Here is an 18,363-nt window from a genome sequence, read left to right as displayed (position 1 = left end):
TTCGTAGCAGAATAAAAAATTGGCGGCCATTCATGTGCGGAGATTACTCCGCGTCTTCGATAATGCCTTTGAAAATTTTCAAAGCACTGTCAACAGACATACTTGGCTCATTCCAGAAGGTAGAGACGAGGTCTTGTATCTGGCCATTGGTGTCTTCAGTGATATAGGCATTGGCAGGAGCCATAGTCGCTTCTGGGTCATCCAATAAAGCGAGGCCTTTTTTCATACAGGCATCCGCAACATCGAGGTCGACATCGCCACGAACAGGTAAAGAACCTTTGGCATTGTTAAATTTAGCTTGAATGTATGGGCTCAACATCATAGAAGCCATTTTCATTTGGGCAGCTTCAAGAGCTTTGTCCGAGGTTTTAGGGAAGATAAATGCATCGCCACCTAAAGTAAGAGAAGGTCGTTTAGCAGGGCCAGGAATACAACCATAGTCGACCTCAGCAACTTCACCTGCGGCCGCAAACTCACCACGAGCCCAATCCCCCATGACTTGCGCTGCCGCTTTACCAGTAATAACCATGTTGGTGGCATCATTCCAGTTACGACCTGGCGAACCTTCGTCAATGAAATTCCTTAACGCACCAAATGTCTCGAATACAGTACGCATTTGTTCACTGCCAGCGGCGTCTACGCTTTTATCTTTCCATAAGCGCTTCCAAAACTCTTTATCGGTGACTCCGATTAAAACAACGTCAAACAAATGACGTTCTTGCCAGCCTTGCCCACCCAAGGCCAAAGGAATGTAACCGGCTTCACGAATTTTTGGTGCAACCGCTAAAAACTCCTTCCACGTATGCGGTTCCTTCACTCCGACATCGGCAAAGACTTTTTTGTTAGTCCATAACCATTGATTAGAGTGTATATTGATTGGCACACAGTAAATGCCACCGTCTTTCATACAAGGGTTTAAGATGCTGGAAGGACGAATAAAGCTTTTCCAACCTTCTTTTTCAGCAACAGGAGAAAGATCAAGGAGAAGGCCTTCTTCAATCAATTCTTCAAACTGACGAGAAGTATTGAATTGTGCCGCCCCCGGTGCGTCACCACCAAGAATACGCTGCATAGTCAACGCCCGAGCATTTTCTCCCAGTGCGACAGCTGTATCGGCCCATTTATCCTTGCCTAGTTTGTCAAATTCTTCAGCCAACACGGTGACGGCTTTTTGCTCGCCACCCGATGTCCACCAATGAATTACTTCAACATCAGCCGCTTGAACCGATACACTCATAAATCCTGCCCCGATTGTGGCAGCAAACAGTTTTTTACCCATCATATTATTTTTATCCTCTATTGGGTTTTTGTCCTCCACCCTTCCTTAGGGAAGGGTTAAGTTGAAGCGGTAAAACTGGAACATGAAACCGCTTTCATGAACAAATATTAACCAACAAAAGAGTGCCGTCAATATTTTTCACTATTTTTTTACACAGTTGAGGAGTGCGTTCTAAGCAGACTGACGAATAACTAATTCGGGAGAGAAAGCGTGTTTGATGGTGTATTGTGTTCCATAAATAGTATTTAAAAGCAGGTAAGCTGCGGCTTCTGCCATTTCATACAAAGGAAGTTTTATGGTGGTAATACTCGGAGAATAATATTGTGACATATCAAGGTCATCAAAGCCGATAATGGCAATATCATCAGGGACTTTAATACCCTGTTGGGCACAGACATGAAGCGCCCCCATAGCCATAATATCATTAGCGAAAAAAATCGCGGTTGGCTTATCTTCAAGGGCAAGAATAGACTTCATTTGACACATACCAGAGCTCGAACTAAATGTTCCTTCATACTGAGAATGTAGAGACAACCCCGCTCTTTGTAATGCTTTTTGACACCCTAAATAACGCTGATAAGCATCATGCTTCCATAACGGTCCTGTCACAGTCGCAATTTTTTTATGCCCTTTATCAATAAGGTATTGAGTGGCCATTTCACCGCCCGCAAAATTATCAAAAAAAATGCGATGATCTTCGCCACTAGGAAAGTTCTGATTTAAGACAAACACTGGACATCGAAGATTAATTTGAGAGATCTCTTCTTCTGGTAAAAAATTAGTGATCAATACTAGGGCATCAACTTGGCGTTTAATCAAAAAATCTACGGCCTCACGCTCTCCTTCCAAAGAGCCATTGCCACTGGCAATAATAACGTGCCTATCGCCTCCACGTAATGCTTTTTCAACACCACTAGCCGCAGGACCGTAATAGGCCGTATCGATCCGCGAAGCCACTAAACCAATGGTATAGGTTTTATTACTCGCCAATGATCTAGCAGCCTGATTAGGGCTGTAGGAAAGCTTATCAACCGCATCCATCACTCGATTCCGCGTTTCCTCTTTCACTGGCGTAGTGCCACTTAATACACGAGAAACCGTCGCTTTAGAAACACCGGCAAGTGTGGCTACCTGAGTAATAGTGCTGGTTGTTTTTTTCAAACTGCTATCCTAGAAAAAAGAAAACGCCAAAAAATGATTATACTTCGACTGTATGATTATCCTGTGGTAATTCTGTAACCGGTAAAATAAATAATACGACGGCATTTGACTATTACAACAAATCCCCGAAAAATAACGAAAAAATATAGGAGTAATTTCATGGGTATTTTATCTGGCCTCAAAGGGCTATTTGCGGGTGGCGAAAGCGCACCAGAAAAAGCAGAAGACGTCGTTGAACACAAAGGTTTCTCTATCACCCCAGCACCAATGAAAGATGGTGGGCAATACAGAGTGGCGGCAACCATCACCAAAGGTGAAGGCGAGGAGCAAAAAACACATAACTTTATTCGCTCAGATCTCATGCCGAACCGCGATGAATGTATTGAAATAACCTTACGCAAAGCCAAGCTAACCATCGACCAACTTGGCGAGAATATTTTTCGTTAATTCAAAGGAAAAACAGAATGAGCGCACCAATAGGACAACACTGGCAACAAGTTAGCGAATGTGAAGACCTATTGGGCGCTGACTTTCACGCACGCACCTTTGCCTTTGCGGGGCCGAGAACTCAAGTTCACACCACGCTAATCCACCACACAGGTAACCCAGACGCAACAAAAGCCATTTTATACGTGCATGGCTACACAGATTACTTTTTCCAGACAGGATTAGCTGAACATTTTGTTAAGTTGGGTTATCGGTTCTATGCCATAGATTTACAAGGCTACGGTCGATCCATTCGTCCTTCCACACCTCCAAACTGGTGTGAATCCATTGAACAATATGGCCAAGATTTAGACATTGCCTTGGCGACAATGAAACAAGATGGTGTGGATCAGGTTGTCCTACTTGGGCATTCTACTGGTGGTTTAGTGCTATCGACTTATTTAGCACAACCCTATGCTCCTCCAGAACGAGAAAGCCATTACAACAAAGCCTTTCCTGAAGTCATTGGACTCATGCTAAACAGTCCCTTTCTCGCCCTACCTTTCCCACCAGCTGTATTAAACTACGTCAGCTGGCCAGTACGAATCTTAGTATCTTTGTTGCCTTTTTCGTACTTAAGAGCCAAAAAAATCAACATTTACTCAAAATCACTTCATACCATTTATGGCGGTGAGTGGGATTACCGATTAGATTGGAAGCCTTCTCAGGGCTTTGATTTATCATTTCATTGGTTAAGAGAAGTGATTGTGGCTCAGCGTAATTTAGCCCATCAACAGCTTAGTATCTCTACTCTAATGTGCCACTCGGAGCAGAGTAGTATCGGCAAACTCACGGTGGAAGAAACACAACAAGGCGATGGTGTGTTAGACGTCGATAGTATGCAGCAGGCCGCCGAAAGAACCTTCACTAATTTAACCAAAGTCAGCATAGCAAAGGGCTTTCACGACTTATATTTATCCCATCCGCCTGCTCGCAAGGCCTATTTATCCGCCATGACAAATTGGCTGGAAAACCTCGATTAATAACAACAGATAACAAAACGCTAATGATCAAGAGCCTTGGCGTTTCATCACCCAGTCCAACAGACAGGTAGGTAGGAAGCGTTTCATAAAGACCGCCGCATAAGTTGGCAAGGTCACATAGTAGCGGGCTCTTGGTCGAGTAGATTCCAATGCATGAATCAGTTTTTCGACCACCGCACAGGCAGGCAAGGTTTGTGAGGAAGTGACTCCTTCTTTACTCAAACGCGCAATGGCATCGGCATAACCTTGTTGGTGACGACTATTTTCTATGTCGATGTTATCTTTTAGAGCAAGCAAGGCATTCGCACGAAAACGGCTTTCAATCGGACCTGGCTCAATTAAACACACCTTAATTGGCGTATCTGATAACTCCAAACGCAGTGTATCCGTTAAACCTTCCAAGGCAAATTTACTGGCGTTATAAGCCCCGCGGAAAGGTGCGGCCACTAAGCCAAGCACAGAACTGTTATTGATGATCCGTCCATAGCCTTGAGCCATCATGACTTTCAACACTTTCGTTGTCAGCTCGTGCGTTCCAAAAAAATTGCATTCAAATTGTGCTCGTAACGCTTCAACAGGTAAATCCTCAACCGCCCCTGGTTGTCCATAAGCACCATTATTAAACAGCGCAAACAACTGACCATTGGTAATAGCCAAGGTTTCTTGCAACCCCTTTTCTATCGAAGCTGAGTCGGCCAGATCTAATTGAACAACATGCTTAATACCCTGTGCCTGCAAAACCTCTACATCTTCTTGTTTACGGCAACTTGCAACGACCAGAAAATCACGCTCTTGAAGCATTTTTGCCGCTTCTAGCCCAATCCCTGTGGAACATCCAGTAATCAAAATAGAGTATTGCATTACGCTTCCTTATGAAAAAAACATTCAGAGCTTGGATGGTAGCAAAATAGATTGAAAATGTGCGCTCTCTGTTCTCTTCAAAATCCAATAAATAACATCCTAAAATTTTATTCATAAACCCAATGAGAAAAAGAAACGGTTTCTCATTGATTCAGCTGCCCCAATGCCGTATCCACCAAAGCTAACAACTCATCTATTGCTTGAGTTGCCTGCTGGAAATACGTTTTTGCAGCAATCACAGGAGCCTCTGACCCGAGCAACTCCTGCTTTATGCAACCAAGAAAGTTAGCCACGACTTGCTCACCATGTTGCAGATTAAACTCATTCATCTGCGGGTACTCTGTCGCATGATGCTTCAGAGTGGCGAAGGCCTTTCCTGCTAGCAACTCAATTTTCTGATAAAGAAAATGCATTCTTACTCGTTGTTCAACACTACTTTGTCCAGCCGCAGCGATGCCAGTGCCCAAAGCACGCGCCTGACCAGCCCATTCCGCTGCTTGAATCACCTCACGCCAGATGCAAGGCAAGTAACCAAGTTCAGGCAAACCTTGAGTTAAATCTATTTCGCTGGCGACATCTTCCATCAAAAATATACTGTTGCGGATAATTAAATGATGCTGAACAAGATTATTCGCCCGATCACTATTACGCCCTTCACGCAAACGCGACCAGTGATCAATCACACCGCTCCAAGCGTTCCGGTGTGCACCATTAAACTCTTGAGCGGTGAGAATATGTTGATCCAATTTTTTACGGGTTATGGCAAGATCCTGACTCATACTGGTGTCGCCACAGAGCACACCATTACTCAGACCTCGATGACGCTGAAACTCGGCAATAAGTATTCGTAGCAATGCCAATTGGCGAATGTTCAATTGAATATGTAAGCGCTTTTTTTGTTGCAAACGCCAATGCAGGCTATAAAACAACAATGCGAATATAATCAGAGCGGTAAACAAAAGCGGTAAAGTATAGTCAGCATTCATACTAAGATTATCCTGTCAGATGAGCCAAATGGTGAGCGATGGTTCGTGCCTGATCGGCAGCTTGCAGATTATCAGCATTCCCCCGACGAACACGCTCAGCCAATTCTGCGATTTCCGCTACAGCCTGTCCCTGTTGCTCGGTACTGGCCGCTACTTGACTCACTTGTCCTGTTAATTGATGAGTATGTTGGTGAACTTGATTCAATAGTGAGCGTACCGATTCTGAGTCTTCAGCACTGCGGTTCGCCACACTGGTCAAATCAGAAACCTGAACAGCGGCTTCCTTAATGTACTGCTGTACTGATTCGATATTGCGACTAATTTCTGTCGCCGACTCTTGACTATGCATGGCCAAACGACGCACTTCATCAGCCACCACAGCAAAACCACGACCACTTTCGCCAGCACGGGCCGCTTCAATAGCTGCATTAAGAGCAAGTAAGTTGGTTTGATCGGCTATACTGCGGATAGTACCGGACATTTCATTGATCACATGTGAATTGCTACTGAGTTGACGAATGAGTTCATCCGTTGCCATGGCTTGCTGCGCCATCTCGGACATCTGCCGCACCAGATTGGTGAGCTGTTTAATCCCATCGGCTAACTGTTCACTAGCGACAATGCTAGTCTGTCGAGAGTCTGCCGCCAATGCCGCCACCTGTACAATGCTCACATTCAATTCTTCTACCGCCGCCGCCGCGACTGACGCCGAATCACTTTGCCCTTCGGCATTACGAGTCACCAAAGCAGCGCTTTGTTCAAGCTCATGGGAAGAATGTGATATCTCATCCAAACGCTGCTGTAACAGCTGTTGTTGACGTTTTTCGCGGTTTAACCACTGCTGAAAACCACGACTAACAGACTTTAACAAAATCCACTGGGTCGCGCTGACAGACTCATTTTCATTGTCCGGTGTCGTCTCATCGTAATTGTATTGCAGCTGATGGACCTCTTGTTTTAAAAGCCATAAACTGGTGAGCGAGAAATAAGCAAATGTTACCCACAATAACTCTACAAACCTTGTCGGTACGACTAGCGTGGTCAGGTACGCAACGAGGGAGAACACCAATAACATACACAGCATTCTCGTGATGCCTAGTGTGTGTAACAACAAAAACGCTGGGTAAGTAAACCACTTCATATTCCTGTACCTCCAATGCTGTACAAAAAAGGCGCCTGAATCTGCTGCTAAATTACTGCTGCAGATTCAGGCGCCTTTGCCTAGCAGGAGCAAGCCCCGCTGATTTGATGTATCTAAAGTAGATTAAAGCAATAATAATGCCATAGAACCTAATGAACATTATTTAAGCAAAAGAAATGTTAAGTAGTGTTTTCTTGACTTTGATCACAATATTCAGCATTCCTCGGGCCCATAATATTTACTTATAAAATACACATAAATAACGAAGGGATGTCACATGAAGCTCAGTTCAATAAAGGTAAGCTACAAACTATGGGGGCTTATTAGTAGCTTAGTTACCTTGCTCATTGTTTTTAGCGTTATCGCCTACAGTGAACTACACAGTGAGCTGCTAAACTCACGCCAACAACAAGTCAAAGAGCAAGTGGATAACGCTTACTCCCTAGTAAAATACTATGGTGACCAAGCCGATGTTATTGGTGAAGCTCAAGCCAAAAAATCCGCGCTAGCGGCACTATCAGCACTACGCTTTGGTTCAGATGGTTACTTCTGGGTCAATGACATGCAAGCCAAACTACTTATGCACCCATTTAAACCTCAAAATGCTGGCAAAGACATGTCAAATGTCACTGATGTAAACGGTTTTCATCATTGGCAAGAAATGGTTTCTGTGGTGAAAAAACACGGCGAAGGTTATGTACATTACGCCTATAAAGGGCCACAAGTTTCACAACCTGAAGACAAAGTCTCTTACGTAAAAGGTTACAAACCATGGGGATGGGTGATTGGCAGCGGTGTACTATACAGTGATGTAAAAGCGACTTTCTGGCATGCGGCGCGAAAATCGGCCATTGTCGAAATAATGCTAGTCGTTCTTGCTCTTATTGTAAGTGTCACCATTGTGCGTAATATCACACGTCCACTGAAAACGGTAACAGAACACCTGCAACATATCTCTGATGGTGACTTAACCAAACAGCTCAATATGCAACGTAAAGACGAAATAGGCATATTAGCCAATGCGGCAAACCATGTATCAGTATCACTTAATGATACCTTGCTAGAAGTCGACCATGCCGTCACTGAACTGCAAGCCGTTTGTGTGCAAATGCAAGGTAACAGCCTGCACACTAAGCAAGGCATGGATCACCAATTCCAAGAAGTCGAAATGCTTGCTACTGCAATGAACGAGATGTCTTATTCCATTCGTGACGTTGCGCAACATGCCAAAGACACAGCAGATGCGACGCAAACCGTACAAAACATTACTCGTCAAAGCAGCCAAGACTTAGACGCCACCAATGAGGACATCCAAAGCCTAACCAAAAATATAGAAGGCGCTAACGATGTCATCATCAAACTGCTTGAGCAAACCGGTGATATTGACTCCGTCTTAGGTGTAATTGGTGATATTTCCGAACAAACAAATTTACTTGCCTTAAATGCAGCAATCGAAGCGGCACGTGCTGGAGAGCTGGGTCGAGGATTTGCCGTTGTGGCCGATGAGGTTCGCTCATTGGCTAGCCGAACACAAGGTTCAACGGTCGAAATTCGCGCAATCATAGAAAAACTACAGCACCAATCAAAAGAAGCCTCAACGTCAATGGCTAGCAGCACTGAACAAGCTGAGCGTGGTGCCGATAGAATGCATGATGCCGCTGAAAACCTGAAAAATATGCTAGCCCAAGTGGATGACGTATCCGCCCGCAGCCATCAAATCGCGTCGGCGGCAGAACAGCAAGGCGCAGTGGCAGAAGAAATGAACCACAATATTATGGGCATTCGTGAGGTCTCTGAAAAAGTATTAGAAGATTCGCAGCAAGTGTCTGATGGCAGTACCATGATTGCCAAAATGACCGATGAGTTAAGTAAAAAAATCAAACAATTCCAGTTTGCTTGATTACCCCACCCTCCAATAAAAAGAGATGAGCGAGCCACTCATCTCTTTTTTTGCCTGAAGCAAAAACAAAAATTACCTTTCCACATTTTTAAAGAAATCCCCCATTAAATATCATTTTGAGGAATTTTCTTAGTAACTTATTACAGCTGAATAGCCTATATTCATCACTAGATGAATTAATCAAATTGGAACTAGCAATGACAACTCAAATAGGCCGCCCCAAGCAATCTGAAAACCAGCAAAACTGTGCTCGTAATAATTTGATTGCGGCGGCTAAACGTTGCTTCTCTGAGCACGGTTATGACAAGGTTTCGACACGAAAAATTGCGCTTTCAGCGGGAGTTGATGCGGCCATGATTCGTTATTACTTCGGTTCTAAAGCCGGCTTATTTGAAGCCATCATAGAAGAAACCTTAGCGCCAGTTATCAAACAATTCCAAGCCGACATAGATCCAAATACTCCACCAAACCCATTACTGCTTATGCAAACGTATTATCGCATGATTGCTAAGAACCCCATGCTGCCAAAACTGATTCTTCCCATCCTTAGCCAACAAGATAATCCCGATGCTTTTAGCATTGTAACGGGCGTCATCGGTAACATCCTAAAACGTTCTGAAAAATGGATCGAAGTGTTTGAACAACAAAAACAAATTAACCCCAATCTTAACCCTGAATGGATTCGGCTCAGCTTTGTCAGTCTCATGGTCTTCCCGATACTGGCACCCAAATATATTCAACAACAACTTGGAATCGAACTCACAGAAGACCGTTTATTAAGTCTTGCCGATCACAATCAGACTTTATTAGAACAAGGTTTTTTTACTTCTCCATCAGAACCTAACCAGACAAAAGGTGAGCAAAAATGAAGCGGCATCACACTCTACTAGTCACACTGCTATTCACTTTACTGACCGCTTGCCAATCGGAGGAACCGACTTATGCCATGGGGAATGTCGAGCGCGATAGAATTATCTTGTCAGCTCCTGCCTCAGAACAAATTGTGTTGGTGAATGTCGAGGAAGGACAAAGCGTCGCCAAAGGCGATGCCCTGTTACAGTTAGACACTCGCAGTGCGGATGCGCTTATTGCGCAACGCAGGGCAGAGCTTGATCAAGCCAATGCTGCACTGAGTGCGCTAACGGCTGGCACACGACCAGAACAATTAAGCGCCTCATTAGCCGCGTTAGAAGCCACACAAGCGGCTAGTAAAGAAGCCGAATTAAAGTACCAACGTATCGAACAGCTTTATAAAAGCAAAGTGGTCGGCAAAGCCGATTTTGATGCTGCCAAAGCCACCAGAGACAGCAGTAAAGCCAAAGCACAGCAAGCCCATGACCAATGGCTAGAACTAAAAAATGGCGCTAGAGAAGAAGATATAGCTCAATCCAACGCGAAAGTTCAAGCCGCAAAAGCCGCATTATCCTGGCAGACCAAAGCTCGCGAAGACCTCACCATAAAAGCACCGCTTGACGGTACCATTGACACACTGCCTTGGCACATGGGTGATCGTGTCAGCGCTGGCACACAACTCATCAGTTTACTTTCCTCTGGACATCCTTATGCAAGAGTCTATTTACCTGCCAGCGCACTCACCAAGGTAAAAGCAGGCGATGCTATTGATGTTTATGCCGATGATATCAACTCTCCGATTCAAGGACGTGTTCGAAATATTCGCTCACAGCCAGCTTATACACCGTTTTATGCGCTCAACGAACGAGATAGAGCTCGGCTTATGTACTTAACTGATATCGACCTTATTGACGCCGACAAACTCCCTACAGGATTAGCTGTAGAGGTACGCTTACCATGACTTTCGACCACTGCGAAAAAATACAATACGCCATTGAAGCCAAAGGGCTAACCAAACGCTTTGGCGATAATATTGCGGTAAACAAACTCGATTTAAACATCCCAAAAGGCAGTATTTATGGCTTTCTTGGACCCAATGGTTGCGGAAAATCCACCAGCATCCGACTGCTAACAGGCTTATTAGAAGCCACCGAAGGCGAAGTCAGTATTTTAGGTCGGTCATTATCAGGACATGAAGAATCTCTGAAGAAACGCATCGGCTACATGACACAGAAATTCTCTTTATACGACAACCTAACCGTGCGAGAAAATCTAAATTTTGTTGGTGCCATTTATGGTTTTGCTGGAAAGCGTAAAAAATCTCGGATCGAAGAACTGCTCGCACTGTATGATTTGGAAAAACAAACCAAGCAATTTGCAGGTTCTATGAGTGGTGGTCAAAAACAACGTCTCGCTCTGGCCTGCGCCACGTTACATTCTCCAGAATTACTCTTTCTCGACGAGCCAACCTCGGCCGTCGACCCAGAAAACCGTCGCGAATTCTGGGAAAGGTTGTTCGACCTCTGCGCCGCTGGCACCACTATTCTAGTGTCCACCCATTACATGGATGAAGCCGAACGTTGCCATGCTTTGGCAATCATGGAAGAAGGTAATAAACGCGCTGATGGCTCACCTCAAGCACTAATGGACGCCATGCCAGCCACTGTGGTGGAAGTCAGCGGAAACAAATTAAGACAACTCAAACAAACACTGAGTCAACACCAAGACATACTCTCAGCCGCACAAATCGGATCTCACCTCAGAGTGCTAGTGAAAAAAAAAGTACAGAACCCTCTCGATTACATCTCAACACTCAGCGATGGCAGAGAAACCATATTGGCTCGCCCTAGTCTTGAAGATGTATTTGTCACCTGCACAGGAGGACGCAATGGGGATTAGCATATGGATCAGAGTCTATGCCATTTTCATTAAGGAGCTAAAACAGCTTTCCCGCGACAGAATGACCTTCGGCATGATTGTGATGATTCCACTGGTACAGCTCATGCTGTTTGGCTATGCAATTAACACCGACGCCAGACACATTCCAGTTGGCCTTGTTGATCTTAGCCAGACATCCGAAAGCCGTGCTGTCGAACAAGCGCTTGTAGCGACACAATCGGTCGACTTTATTGCTCGATATCGTTCCATAAAAGACGCCGAGATTGCCATCACCAAAGGCGAAATTAGAGCGGCTCTTTATTTACCTGCGGATATGACTCGTCGTCTCTTCAATCATCCACACTACGATCATAAACAGATAAATTCCCCCCTCACCCTGCCGATTGGCCAATGGATTGTCGATGGCTCAGATACCGTCATAGCCTCCTCCATCAGAGCATTACGCAATATGCCTTTAGATGAAGTGGGCAACCATACAGCAATACGAACCGCCCCGAGCTTCGAAGTTGTACAATACTTCAACCCTGAACAAAGAACTGTCGTGAATATTGTTCCTGGTTTAGTGGCCGTGATTCTCACCATGACAATGATTTTATTTACTTCAGCCGCCATCGTTCGGGAACATGAGCACGGCAATATGGAATTTCTCATCACCACACCCGTCCGACCAATGGAACTCATGATAGGAAAAATAGCCCCCTATGTTCTGGTCGGACTATTACAAGTCGCCATTATTTTATGTGTGGGTCATTGGGTATTTTCAGTGCCAATACAAGGCAATTTACTGTCACTAATCGGCGGTTCCATGTTATTTATTTTTGCCAGCTTGACCCTTGGACTGGTGCTATCAACCATTGCCAAAACGCAATTGCAGGCGATGCAAATGACCATCTTTATTCTCCTGCCATCCATATTATTGTCCGGCTTTATGTTTCCTTACGATGCTATGCCAGTGGCTGCACAATGGATTGCCGAGGCCCTGCCCGTCACCCATTTCATGCGCATGATCCGCGCTATCGCCTTGCGCGACGCCAGCCTACTTTTATTGGGTAAAGATGCATTATGGTTAGGATTGTTCACTGTAGGCGGAATCATCATGGCGTCATTACGCTTCAAGAAAAAACTGAGGTAACTTAAAAATAGACTAAGTACAAAGAATCAAACGAAGCAGAAACAGAAAAACCAGTCTTGAATTGAACAATGATCTGTTAAAGCGTCTTAATGTATTCACTTGGCGTGACGCCAAACGACTTAAAGAAACGCTGACTAAATCGCTCTTGAGACTGGTAACCGCACCGAACCGCTATGTCTATTTGTTGCCGATGACCTTGTTGCATCAAACTTATAGCATGGTTCATTCGCACTCGAGTTAACAGAGTTCTAAACTGCGTATTGTCTTCTTTCAAGCGACGAATTAAAGTCGCTCGGCTCATTAAAAAGTGCTCAGCTACTTGCTCCAATTGATAATCCTCCCATGGTGCTTGTTGTAAAAACTCAGTCACTTTTTGTTCAAAAGAAACGGCATGTCCGTCAAAAATTAGGTGTAACTTTCCTACTTCAGCGAGCTGTTGATAAAAGCCATTTAGCCAATAAGCTTGTGCCGCCTCACTCAACTCATTTATGTCTAACTCCAGCAAAAAATCAAGACTCGCCATTAAACCATGGGTGGGTTTAAAACGAGGCAACTTCTCGTCATTTACAGACTTGCTTAGCTGTATCATTGACTCAGGTGGAGGTAATATAAAGCTCATTTGTACGGACAGAAAACGTTCTTTTGTTGGCTCATTTTCAAAAGTCAGTTTTTGTCCTGCTTTTGTTAACAAGATAGTTGATGCATCAAAGTCCACAACGTCTTCATTCCAGAATAAGCGTTTTCGGCCTGAACGAATTTTGAAAAGGCTAGGAGTAAGAATGGCCACATTGCGCAGTCGTTGTGTTTGCAATCCATACACTTGACTGACTTTAAAAGCGGGACGCATTTTTACTCCTAGTAGATAATTAACGATTATAAGGCGCGATTAGCATTGCCTTACCAATTGCCATGCTACGAACGGTAAAACCAGCTAACGCGGCCGATGCATCGACACTTAAATCCAGCTTTTCCACAGGCAACGCCCAAACAGTAAATTGGTAGCGATGCATATTATCTCCTTGAGGAGGGCAAACGCCGCCAAAACCAACAATACCGTAATCAGATTTCAGCTCTGTGGCACCAAACTTAGCTAAATCTGCTCCCTGAGGCAAAGAAGTTACCGAAGCAGGTATATTCAATGCTGACCAATGCCACCAGCCACTGCCTGATGGTGCATCTGGGTCATAAACAGTAATAGCAAAACTCTTTGTGCCTTTTGGCGCACCCACCCACTGAAGTTGAGGAGATTTATTCAATCCTGAACAACCAAAACCGTCAAACTCGAAGGCTTGCGGTATTTTCTGCCCCTCTTGAATATCTTGGCTGGTTAGCTCAAATGCATAGCCACTCATAGATACTAAGCTACTCAAAGCCGCGGCAGCAAAAAACTCTTTATTCATTATGTTCCCCTTACTGTTTCCAACTTAAGAGTGGTTATAGTAAGAGCTCCCAACAACACAAACCCTACTAAAAGTATCTATTTAAAACAATTCAAAATACTTTTTGATACTTTTGGCATAAACAAACAATTACTCCAGTTTCCGATATAAAGACCTCAAACTGATTCCTGCGATTTTAGCCACTTGCTCTTTGTCGTCTTGATAAAACGCCATAAGCTCTGACAGATAACGCTTTTCTGCGGTTTTTAAATCCATCCATTCTTTGTCTTCACCCGAATGAGTAACATTGAATGATTGTGGAGCGAATGCCGTCTCCGCCAAAGGATCGAGCTCTCGATCAATCTCTAAACATGCTTGAATCGTGTTTTGTTCAATCAAGTTCGTATCTGTTAAGAGAGTTGCTCGATTAAGAATGTTGCTCAATTCACGAATATTACCGGGGAAGTTATATTGCTTTAACACTTGCATCGCTGAATCAGTAAGATGGTACTCCTTACGCTTACTAATGCGTTTTAACAAAGTGTTAGTAAGTAAAACCAGATCGTCTTGTCGTTCTCGCAAAGAAGGCACATGGATAGGAAATACATTAATCCGATAATACAAATCTTGGCGAAACTCACCTGTTTTCACCATTTGAGCAAGGTTCTTATGAGTCGCGCAGACTAATCGGAAATTCGTATTTTTCACACTTGAAGAACCTACCGGACGAAAAGCCCCCGTTTCAATGAGTCGCAATAGCTTAACTTGCATTGAGAGCGGCACATCACCGATTTCGTCTAGAAAAAGCGTACCACCATTAGCCAGCTCAACTAAACCAACACGATTACTATGAGCACCGGTAAAAGAGCCTTTCACATGCCCAAACAACTCGCTTTCAAACAAAGAATCAGTCAGTCCTGCACACTCCAATGTCACCATTGAGTTATTTGCTCTGTGACTACCTTGGTGAAGTGCATGAGCGACTAGCTCCTTACCGCTGCCGGATTCTCCAAGCAACAAAACAGACGCATCACTGTGGCTTACACGAGTGATCTTTTCCAACATGTCATTAAACGCTTTACTAGACCCCACTAATTTCTGACTACTGTCTTGAACACTGGCAACTGACACAGAGCGTAATAATTCAACAAAAAATAACAGTTGCCCTTGTTCATCATGAATTGGCAACATTTCCACATCAACATGCTCTTTGCCTCTGGGCGTTTGATGGATATGCAGCACTCGCTCTTTGCGGCCAGATTGCAAGGTCGCTGACAAAGGACAATCCTCACCCGCTTCATCACAGGGAACACTATAACCATGGGAGACTTCAAAGCAGCGTTTATTTTGCTGCAAAGGAACTTCTCCAAATTCGTCTCGATAGTGCTGATTAATGGCAAGAATTCGATAATCCACCGATACTAAAATGGCTGGACAATCATAGCCTTCTAACATGCTGGCTAGGCTTTTATAGGAAGAGGAATCAGACGCGATAATATTCATCACAAATTTGCCATTTTTGTCAAAAACTATAGTCAAATATGACAATAGACATAACATTAGTCAATTCTAATTTAACAAATTTTATCTGAAATAAAATTAAACCCTTTTATTTCAATAGTTTATTTGAAACCAAAAACCTTGGCACACTTTCTGCTCTATTAGAATTATTAATCCATCAAATGAGCAGATCATTTGAGTTTATGGAAAATTAGATAACGAGGTGAAACATGACAAATACAATAGTAACCAAACCTGAAGTGGCGGCATTTTTCGACAAAGACTCCAGTACCTTTTCTTATGTCGTTAAAGACCCTGCGTCTTCTAGTTGTGCCATAGTTGATAGTGTATTGGATTTCGACTATGCCTCTGGTGGTACTTCCCACAAAAGTGCAGATGAAATCATTGAGTACGTCACAACGCACAAACTAAAAGTAGAATGGTTAATTGAGACTCATGTCCATGCAGACCACCTTTCTGCTGCGCCTTACATTCAAAGCAAAGTTGGTGGAAAAATTGGTATTGGCGAACAAATCACCACAGTCCAAGAAACCTTTGCCAAGGTGTTTAACGAAGGCGCTGACTTTTTACATGATGGCTCTCAGTTTGATTATCTGTTCAAAGACGGGGAGCAATTCACCATTGGTGAAATGCAATGTACGGCGCTTCATACACCAGGTCATACACCAGCCTGCTTCACCCATGTTTTAGGTGATGCGATCTTTGTTGGTGACACTTTATTTATGCCTGATGCTGGTACCGCCCGTGCGGACTTCCCCGGTGGCGATGCTGGCGTATTATTTGATTCGGTACAAAAAATCCTAGCGCTACCAGAAGACCATCGCATTTTCATGTGTCATGACTACTGCCCAAATGGTCGCGAATTGGAATATGAAACCACAGTAAAAGCCCAACGCAAGCTAAACATTCACGTCAAAGAAGGCATGAGCAAGGAAAGCTTTGTTGAATTGCGTGAAACGCGCGACAAGACATTGGCCATGCCTCGTCTGATTTTGCCATCTCTGCAAATCAATATGAGAGCAGGACATATGCCAGAAGCAGAAAGTAACGGTTTGTCTTACTTAAAGATTCCTTTGAATGCGTTTAAGTAAACCGTAACAACAAGAGCAACTAACGACCAATAATAAATAGATGCCGTTTCACGAAGTCACAATTGCAGTAATCGTGCAGGGGCCCAAATCGAGAGAATAGCCATGTTACGTAAACAAATCACAGACACCTATTCGGTGTCTGAACAAATAAGCTTAGCCGATGTAGACGTTTTAGCAGAATCCGGTGTCACGCTTATCATCTGTAACCGACCAGATGGTGAAGAAGAAGGACAACTGCCTTTTGCCGAAGTGGCCGCTTACGCTAAAGAAAAAAATATTCAAACTGAACATATCCCATTTGTTGGTGGACAAATGACAGCTTCAGACGTCACGGCATTTCAAGCCGCTATTAAAGATGCGGATAATGTTCACGCTTATTGCCGAACAGGTAACCGCTCAAGCCAAATTTGGCAGGCCGCTCAAGAAGCGTCAACAACGGCATCCCCTCAAAGCAGCACAGCAACAGCTCAATACGATGTTGTGGTGGTTGGCGCCGGTTCGGCAGGTATTTCAACAGCCTCCAGTTTATTAAAACGCAAACCAAACTTAAAAATTTGTTTAATTGACCCAGCTGAAAGTCATTTTTATCAACCCGGCTGGACGCTTGTTGGCGGTGGTGTTTTCAAGGCCGCCAATACCCGCCGTAACATGACTGACGTCATTCCTGCCAATACAAAGTGGCTAAAAGAATCAGTAAAAACCTTTTTGCCAAATGAGAACCAAGTTGTGCTCGAAAACGGCCAGCACATCGCTTATCAATACTTGGTTGTGGCAGCAGGAATCAAACTTAACTGGGATGCCATTGAAGGTTTATCAGAAACGTTAGGGCGCAACGGCGTAACATCAAATTACCGATATAATTTAGCCCCTTACACATGGGAATTAGTCAAAAACTTAAAGGGTGGTAAAGCCATATTTACCCAGCCTCCTATGCCGATCAAATGCGCGGGAGCCCCTCAGAAAGCCATGTATTTGTCTTGCGACCATTGGTTGAAAAAAGATAAGCAGCAAGACATTGATGTAGCTTTCTACAATGCTGGAGCCGTATTATTTGGCGTCCCTGAATACGTACCGGCGTTAGAAAGTTACATTCAAAAATACCAAATAAACACCCACTTCACCCACAACTTAATCAAGGTAGATGGGCCAAATAAACGCGCCTATTTCGCTACTACAGACCAAAATGGCGATCAAACCATCGTAGAAACAGAGTTCGATATGCTGCATGTTTGCCCACCACAAACCGCACCAGACTTTATTCGCCAAAGCCCATTAGTCGATGATGCTGGCTGGGTCGATGTGGATAAAGAAACCTTGCAACACACTCAATTCAAGAATATCTGGTCATTAGGTGATGTTTCCAACACCCCGAACGCAAAAACCATGGCGGCGGCTCGTAAACAAGCCCCAGTCGTTGCACAAAACATTGTTGATGCGATAGACGGAAAAACACTCAGAGCGATCTACGACGGTTATGGGTCCTGCCCACTTACGGTCGAACGCGGCAAAATTGTATTGGCGGAATTTGGTTACGGAGGAAAACTGTTACCCACTTTCCCTAAATGGCTGAATGATGGCACAAAACCAACTTATCTTGCCTGGATGCTGAAAGAAGATTTACTGCCTCCTTTCTACTGGCATGGCATGTTAAAAGGTTATGAATGGTTCGTTAAGCCAACAATGCGTAAGTAA

Annotated in this window: 17 protein-coding genes; 9 read left to right on the top strand and 8 right to left on the bottom strand. The window is 44.0% G+C overall.

Going from position 1 to position 18,363, the window contains the following annotated elements:
- Positions 1 to 43 precede the first annotated feature (43 nt).
- A complete protein-coding gene (locus C0J08_RS03825) occupies positions 44 to 1,282 on the bottom strand; it encodes an ABC transporter substrate-binding protein (RefSeq protein ID WP_212654799.1) in 1,239 nt (412 codons plus the stop codon).
- Positions 1,283 to 1,450: 168 nt separating this feature from the next.
- Complete coding sequence (locus tag C0J08_RS03820; protein ID WP_212654798.1) at positions 1,451 to 2,440, bottom strand: LacI family DNA-binding transcriptional regulator; 990 nt, start codon at positions 2,438 to 2,440, stop codon at positions 1,451 to 1,453.
- Positions 2,441 to 2,599: 159 nt separating this feature from the next.
- Here C0J08_RS03820 and C0J08_RS03815 point away from each other — a divergent pair, with 159 nt between their 5' ends.
- Together C0J08_RS03815 and C0J08_RS03810 are read left to right on the top strand one after the other, a co-directional pair.
- Positions 2,600 to 2,887: an HlyU family transcriptional regulator gene (locus C0J08_RS03815; protein ID WP_212654797.1), complete on the top strand. Its 288-nt coding sequence runs from the start codon at positions 2,600 to 2,602 to the stop codon at positions 2,885 to 2,887.
- A gap of 17 nt (positions 2,888 to 2,904) precedes the next feature.
- A complete protein-coding gene (locus C0J08_RS03810) occupies positions 2,905 to 3,909 on the top strand; it encodes an alpha/beta hydrolase (protein ID WP_212654796.1) in 1,005 nt (334 codons plus the stop codon).
- Between the two features lie 27 nt (positions 3,910 to 3,936).
- Here C0J08_RS03810 and C0J08_RS03805 read toward each other — a convergent pair whose 3' ends face one another.
- From C0J08_RS03805 to C0J08_RS03795, 3 genes are all read right to left on the bottom strand, one after another.
- On the bottom strand, positions 3,937 to 4,770 hold the full coding sequence (locus tag C0J08_RS03805) for an SDR family NAD(P)-dependent oxidoreductase (RefSeq protein WP_212654795.1): 834 nt from the start codon (positions 4,768 to 4,770) through the stop codon (positions 3,937 to 3,939).
- Between the two features lie 143 nt (positions 4,771 to 4,913).
- Positions 4,914 to 5,756 carry a nitrate- and nitrite sensing domain-containing protein gene (locus tag C0J08_RS03800; protein ID WP_212654794.1) on the bottom strand — a complete coding sequence of 281 codons (843 nt, stop codon included), beginning with the start codon at positions 5,754 to 5,756 and terminating at the stop codon, positions 4,914 to 4,916.
- A gap of 7 nt (positions 5,757 to 5,763) precedes the next feature.
- Positions 5,764 to 6,897, bottom strand: coding sequence for a methyl-accepting chemotaxis protein (locus C0J08_RS03795; RefSeq protein WP_212654793.1), 1,134 nt, complete (start codon positions 6,895 to 6,897; stop codon positions 5,764 to 5,766).
- A 277-nt stretch (positions 6,898 to 7,174) separates the two neighbouring features.
- Here C0J08_RS03795 and C0J08_RS03790 point away from each other — a divergent pair, with 277 nt between their 5' ends.
- The 5 genes from C0J08_RS03790 (at position 7,175) to C0J08_RS03770 (ending at position 12,680) form a co-directional block, all read left to right on the top strand.
- Complete coding sequence (locus C0J08_RS03790; protein WP_212654792.1) at positions 7,175 to 8,797, top strand: methyl-accepting chemotaxis protein; 1,623 nt, start codon at positions 7,175 to 7,177, stop codon at positions 8,795 to 8,797.
- A gap of 197 nt (positions 8,798 to 8,994) precedes the next feature.
- Entirely contained in the window at positions 8,995 to 9,666 is a 672-nt protein-coding gene (locus tag C0J08_RS03785) for a TetR/AcrR family transcriptional regulator (RefSeq protein WP_212654791.1), read from the top strand.
- A complete protein-coding gene (locus C0J08_RS03780; protein WP_212654790.1) occupies positions 9,663 to 10,610 on the top strand; it encodes an HlyD family secretion protein in 948 nt (315 codons plus the stop codon). Before C0J08_RS03785 ends, C0J08_RS03780 begins: the two co-directional genes overlap by 4 nt.
- A complete protein-coding gene (locus C0J08_RS03775) occupies positions 10,607 to 11,548 on the top strand; it encodes an ABC transporter ATP-binding protein (protein ID WP_212654789.1) in 942 nt (313 codons plus the stop codon). The genes C0J08_RS03780 and C0J08_RS03775 overlap by 4 nt, the downstream gene beginning before the upstream one ends.
- Positions 11,538 to 12,680, top strand: a complete 1,143-nt coding sequence (locus tag C0J08_RS03770) for an ABC transporter permease (protein ID WP_212654788.1) — start codon at positions 11,538 to 11,540, stop codon at positions 12,678 to 12,680. The genes C0J08_RS03775 and C0J08_RS03770 overlap by 11 nt, the downstream gene beginning before the upstream one ends.
- 76 nt (positions 12,681 to 12,756) lie before the next feature.
- On the opposite strand, the gene C0J08_RS03765 is transcribed toward C0J08_RS03770, so the two are convergent.
- The 3 genes from C0J08_RS03765 to C0J08_RS03755 form a co-directional block, all read right to left on the bottom strand.
- Positions 12,757 to 13,527, bottom strand: a complete 771-nt coding sequence (locus tag C0J08_RS03765; RefSeq protein WP_212654787.1) for a helix-turn-helix transcriptional regulator — start codon at positions 13,525 to 13,527, stop codon at positions 12,757 to 12,759.
- Between the two features lie 19 nt (positions 13,528 to 13,546).
- Complete coding sequence (locus C0J08_RS03760) at positions 13,547 to 14,080, bottom strand: YbhB/YbcL family Raf kinase inhibitor-like protein (protein ID WP_212654786.1); 534 nt, start codon at positions 14,078 to 14,080, stop codon at positions 13,547 to 13,549.
- A gap of 129 nt (positions 14,081 to 14,209) precedes the next feature.
- Positions 14,210 to 15,562 (bottom strand): sigma-54 interaction domain-containing protein, encoded by a 1,353-nt coding sequence (locus C0J08_RS03755; RefSeq protein ID WP_249344630.1) that lies wholly within the window; start codon positions 15,560 to 15,562, stop codon positions 14,210 to 14,212.
- Positions 15,563 to 15,789: 227 nt separating this feature from the next.
- On the opposite strand from C0J08_RS03755, the gene C0J08_RS03750 reads away from it, so the two are divergent.
- Positions 15,790 to 16,671, top strand: a complete 882-nt coding sequence (locus tag C0J08_RS03750; protein WP_212654784.1) for an MBL fold metallo-hydrolase — start codon at positions 15,790 to 15,792, stop codon at positions 16,669 to 16,671.
- A 102-nt stretch (positions 16,672 to 16,773) separates the two neighbouring features.
- Positions 16,774 to 18,363: a bifunctional protein tyrosine phosphatase family protein/NAD(P)/FAD-dependent oxidoreductase gene (locus C0J08_RS03745; RefSeq protein ID WP_212654783.1), complete on the top strand. Its 1,590-nt coding sequence runs from the start codon at positions 16,774 to 16,776 to the stop codon at positions 18,361 to 18,363.

This window comes from Marinomonas sp. CT5, assembly GCF_018336975.1.
Lineage (GTDB): Bacteria > Pseudomonadota > Gammaproteobacteria > Pseudomonadales > Marinomonadaceae > Marinomonas.
This window is presented reverse-complemented; position numbering and strand designations above follow the sequence as displayed.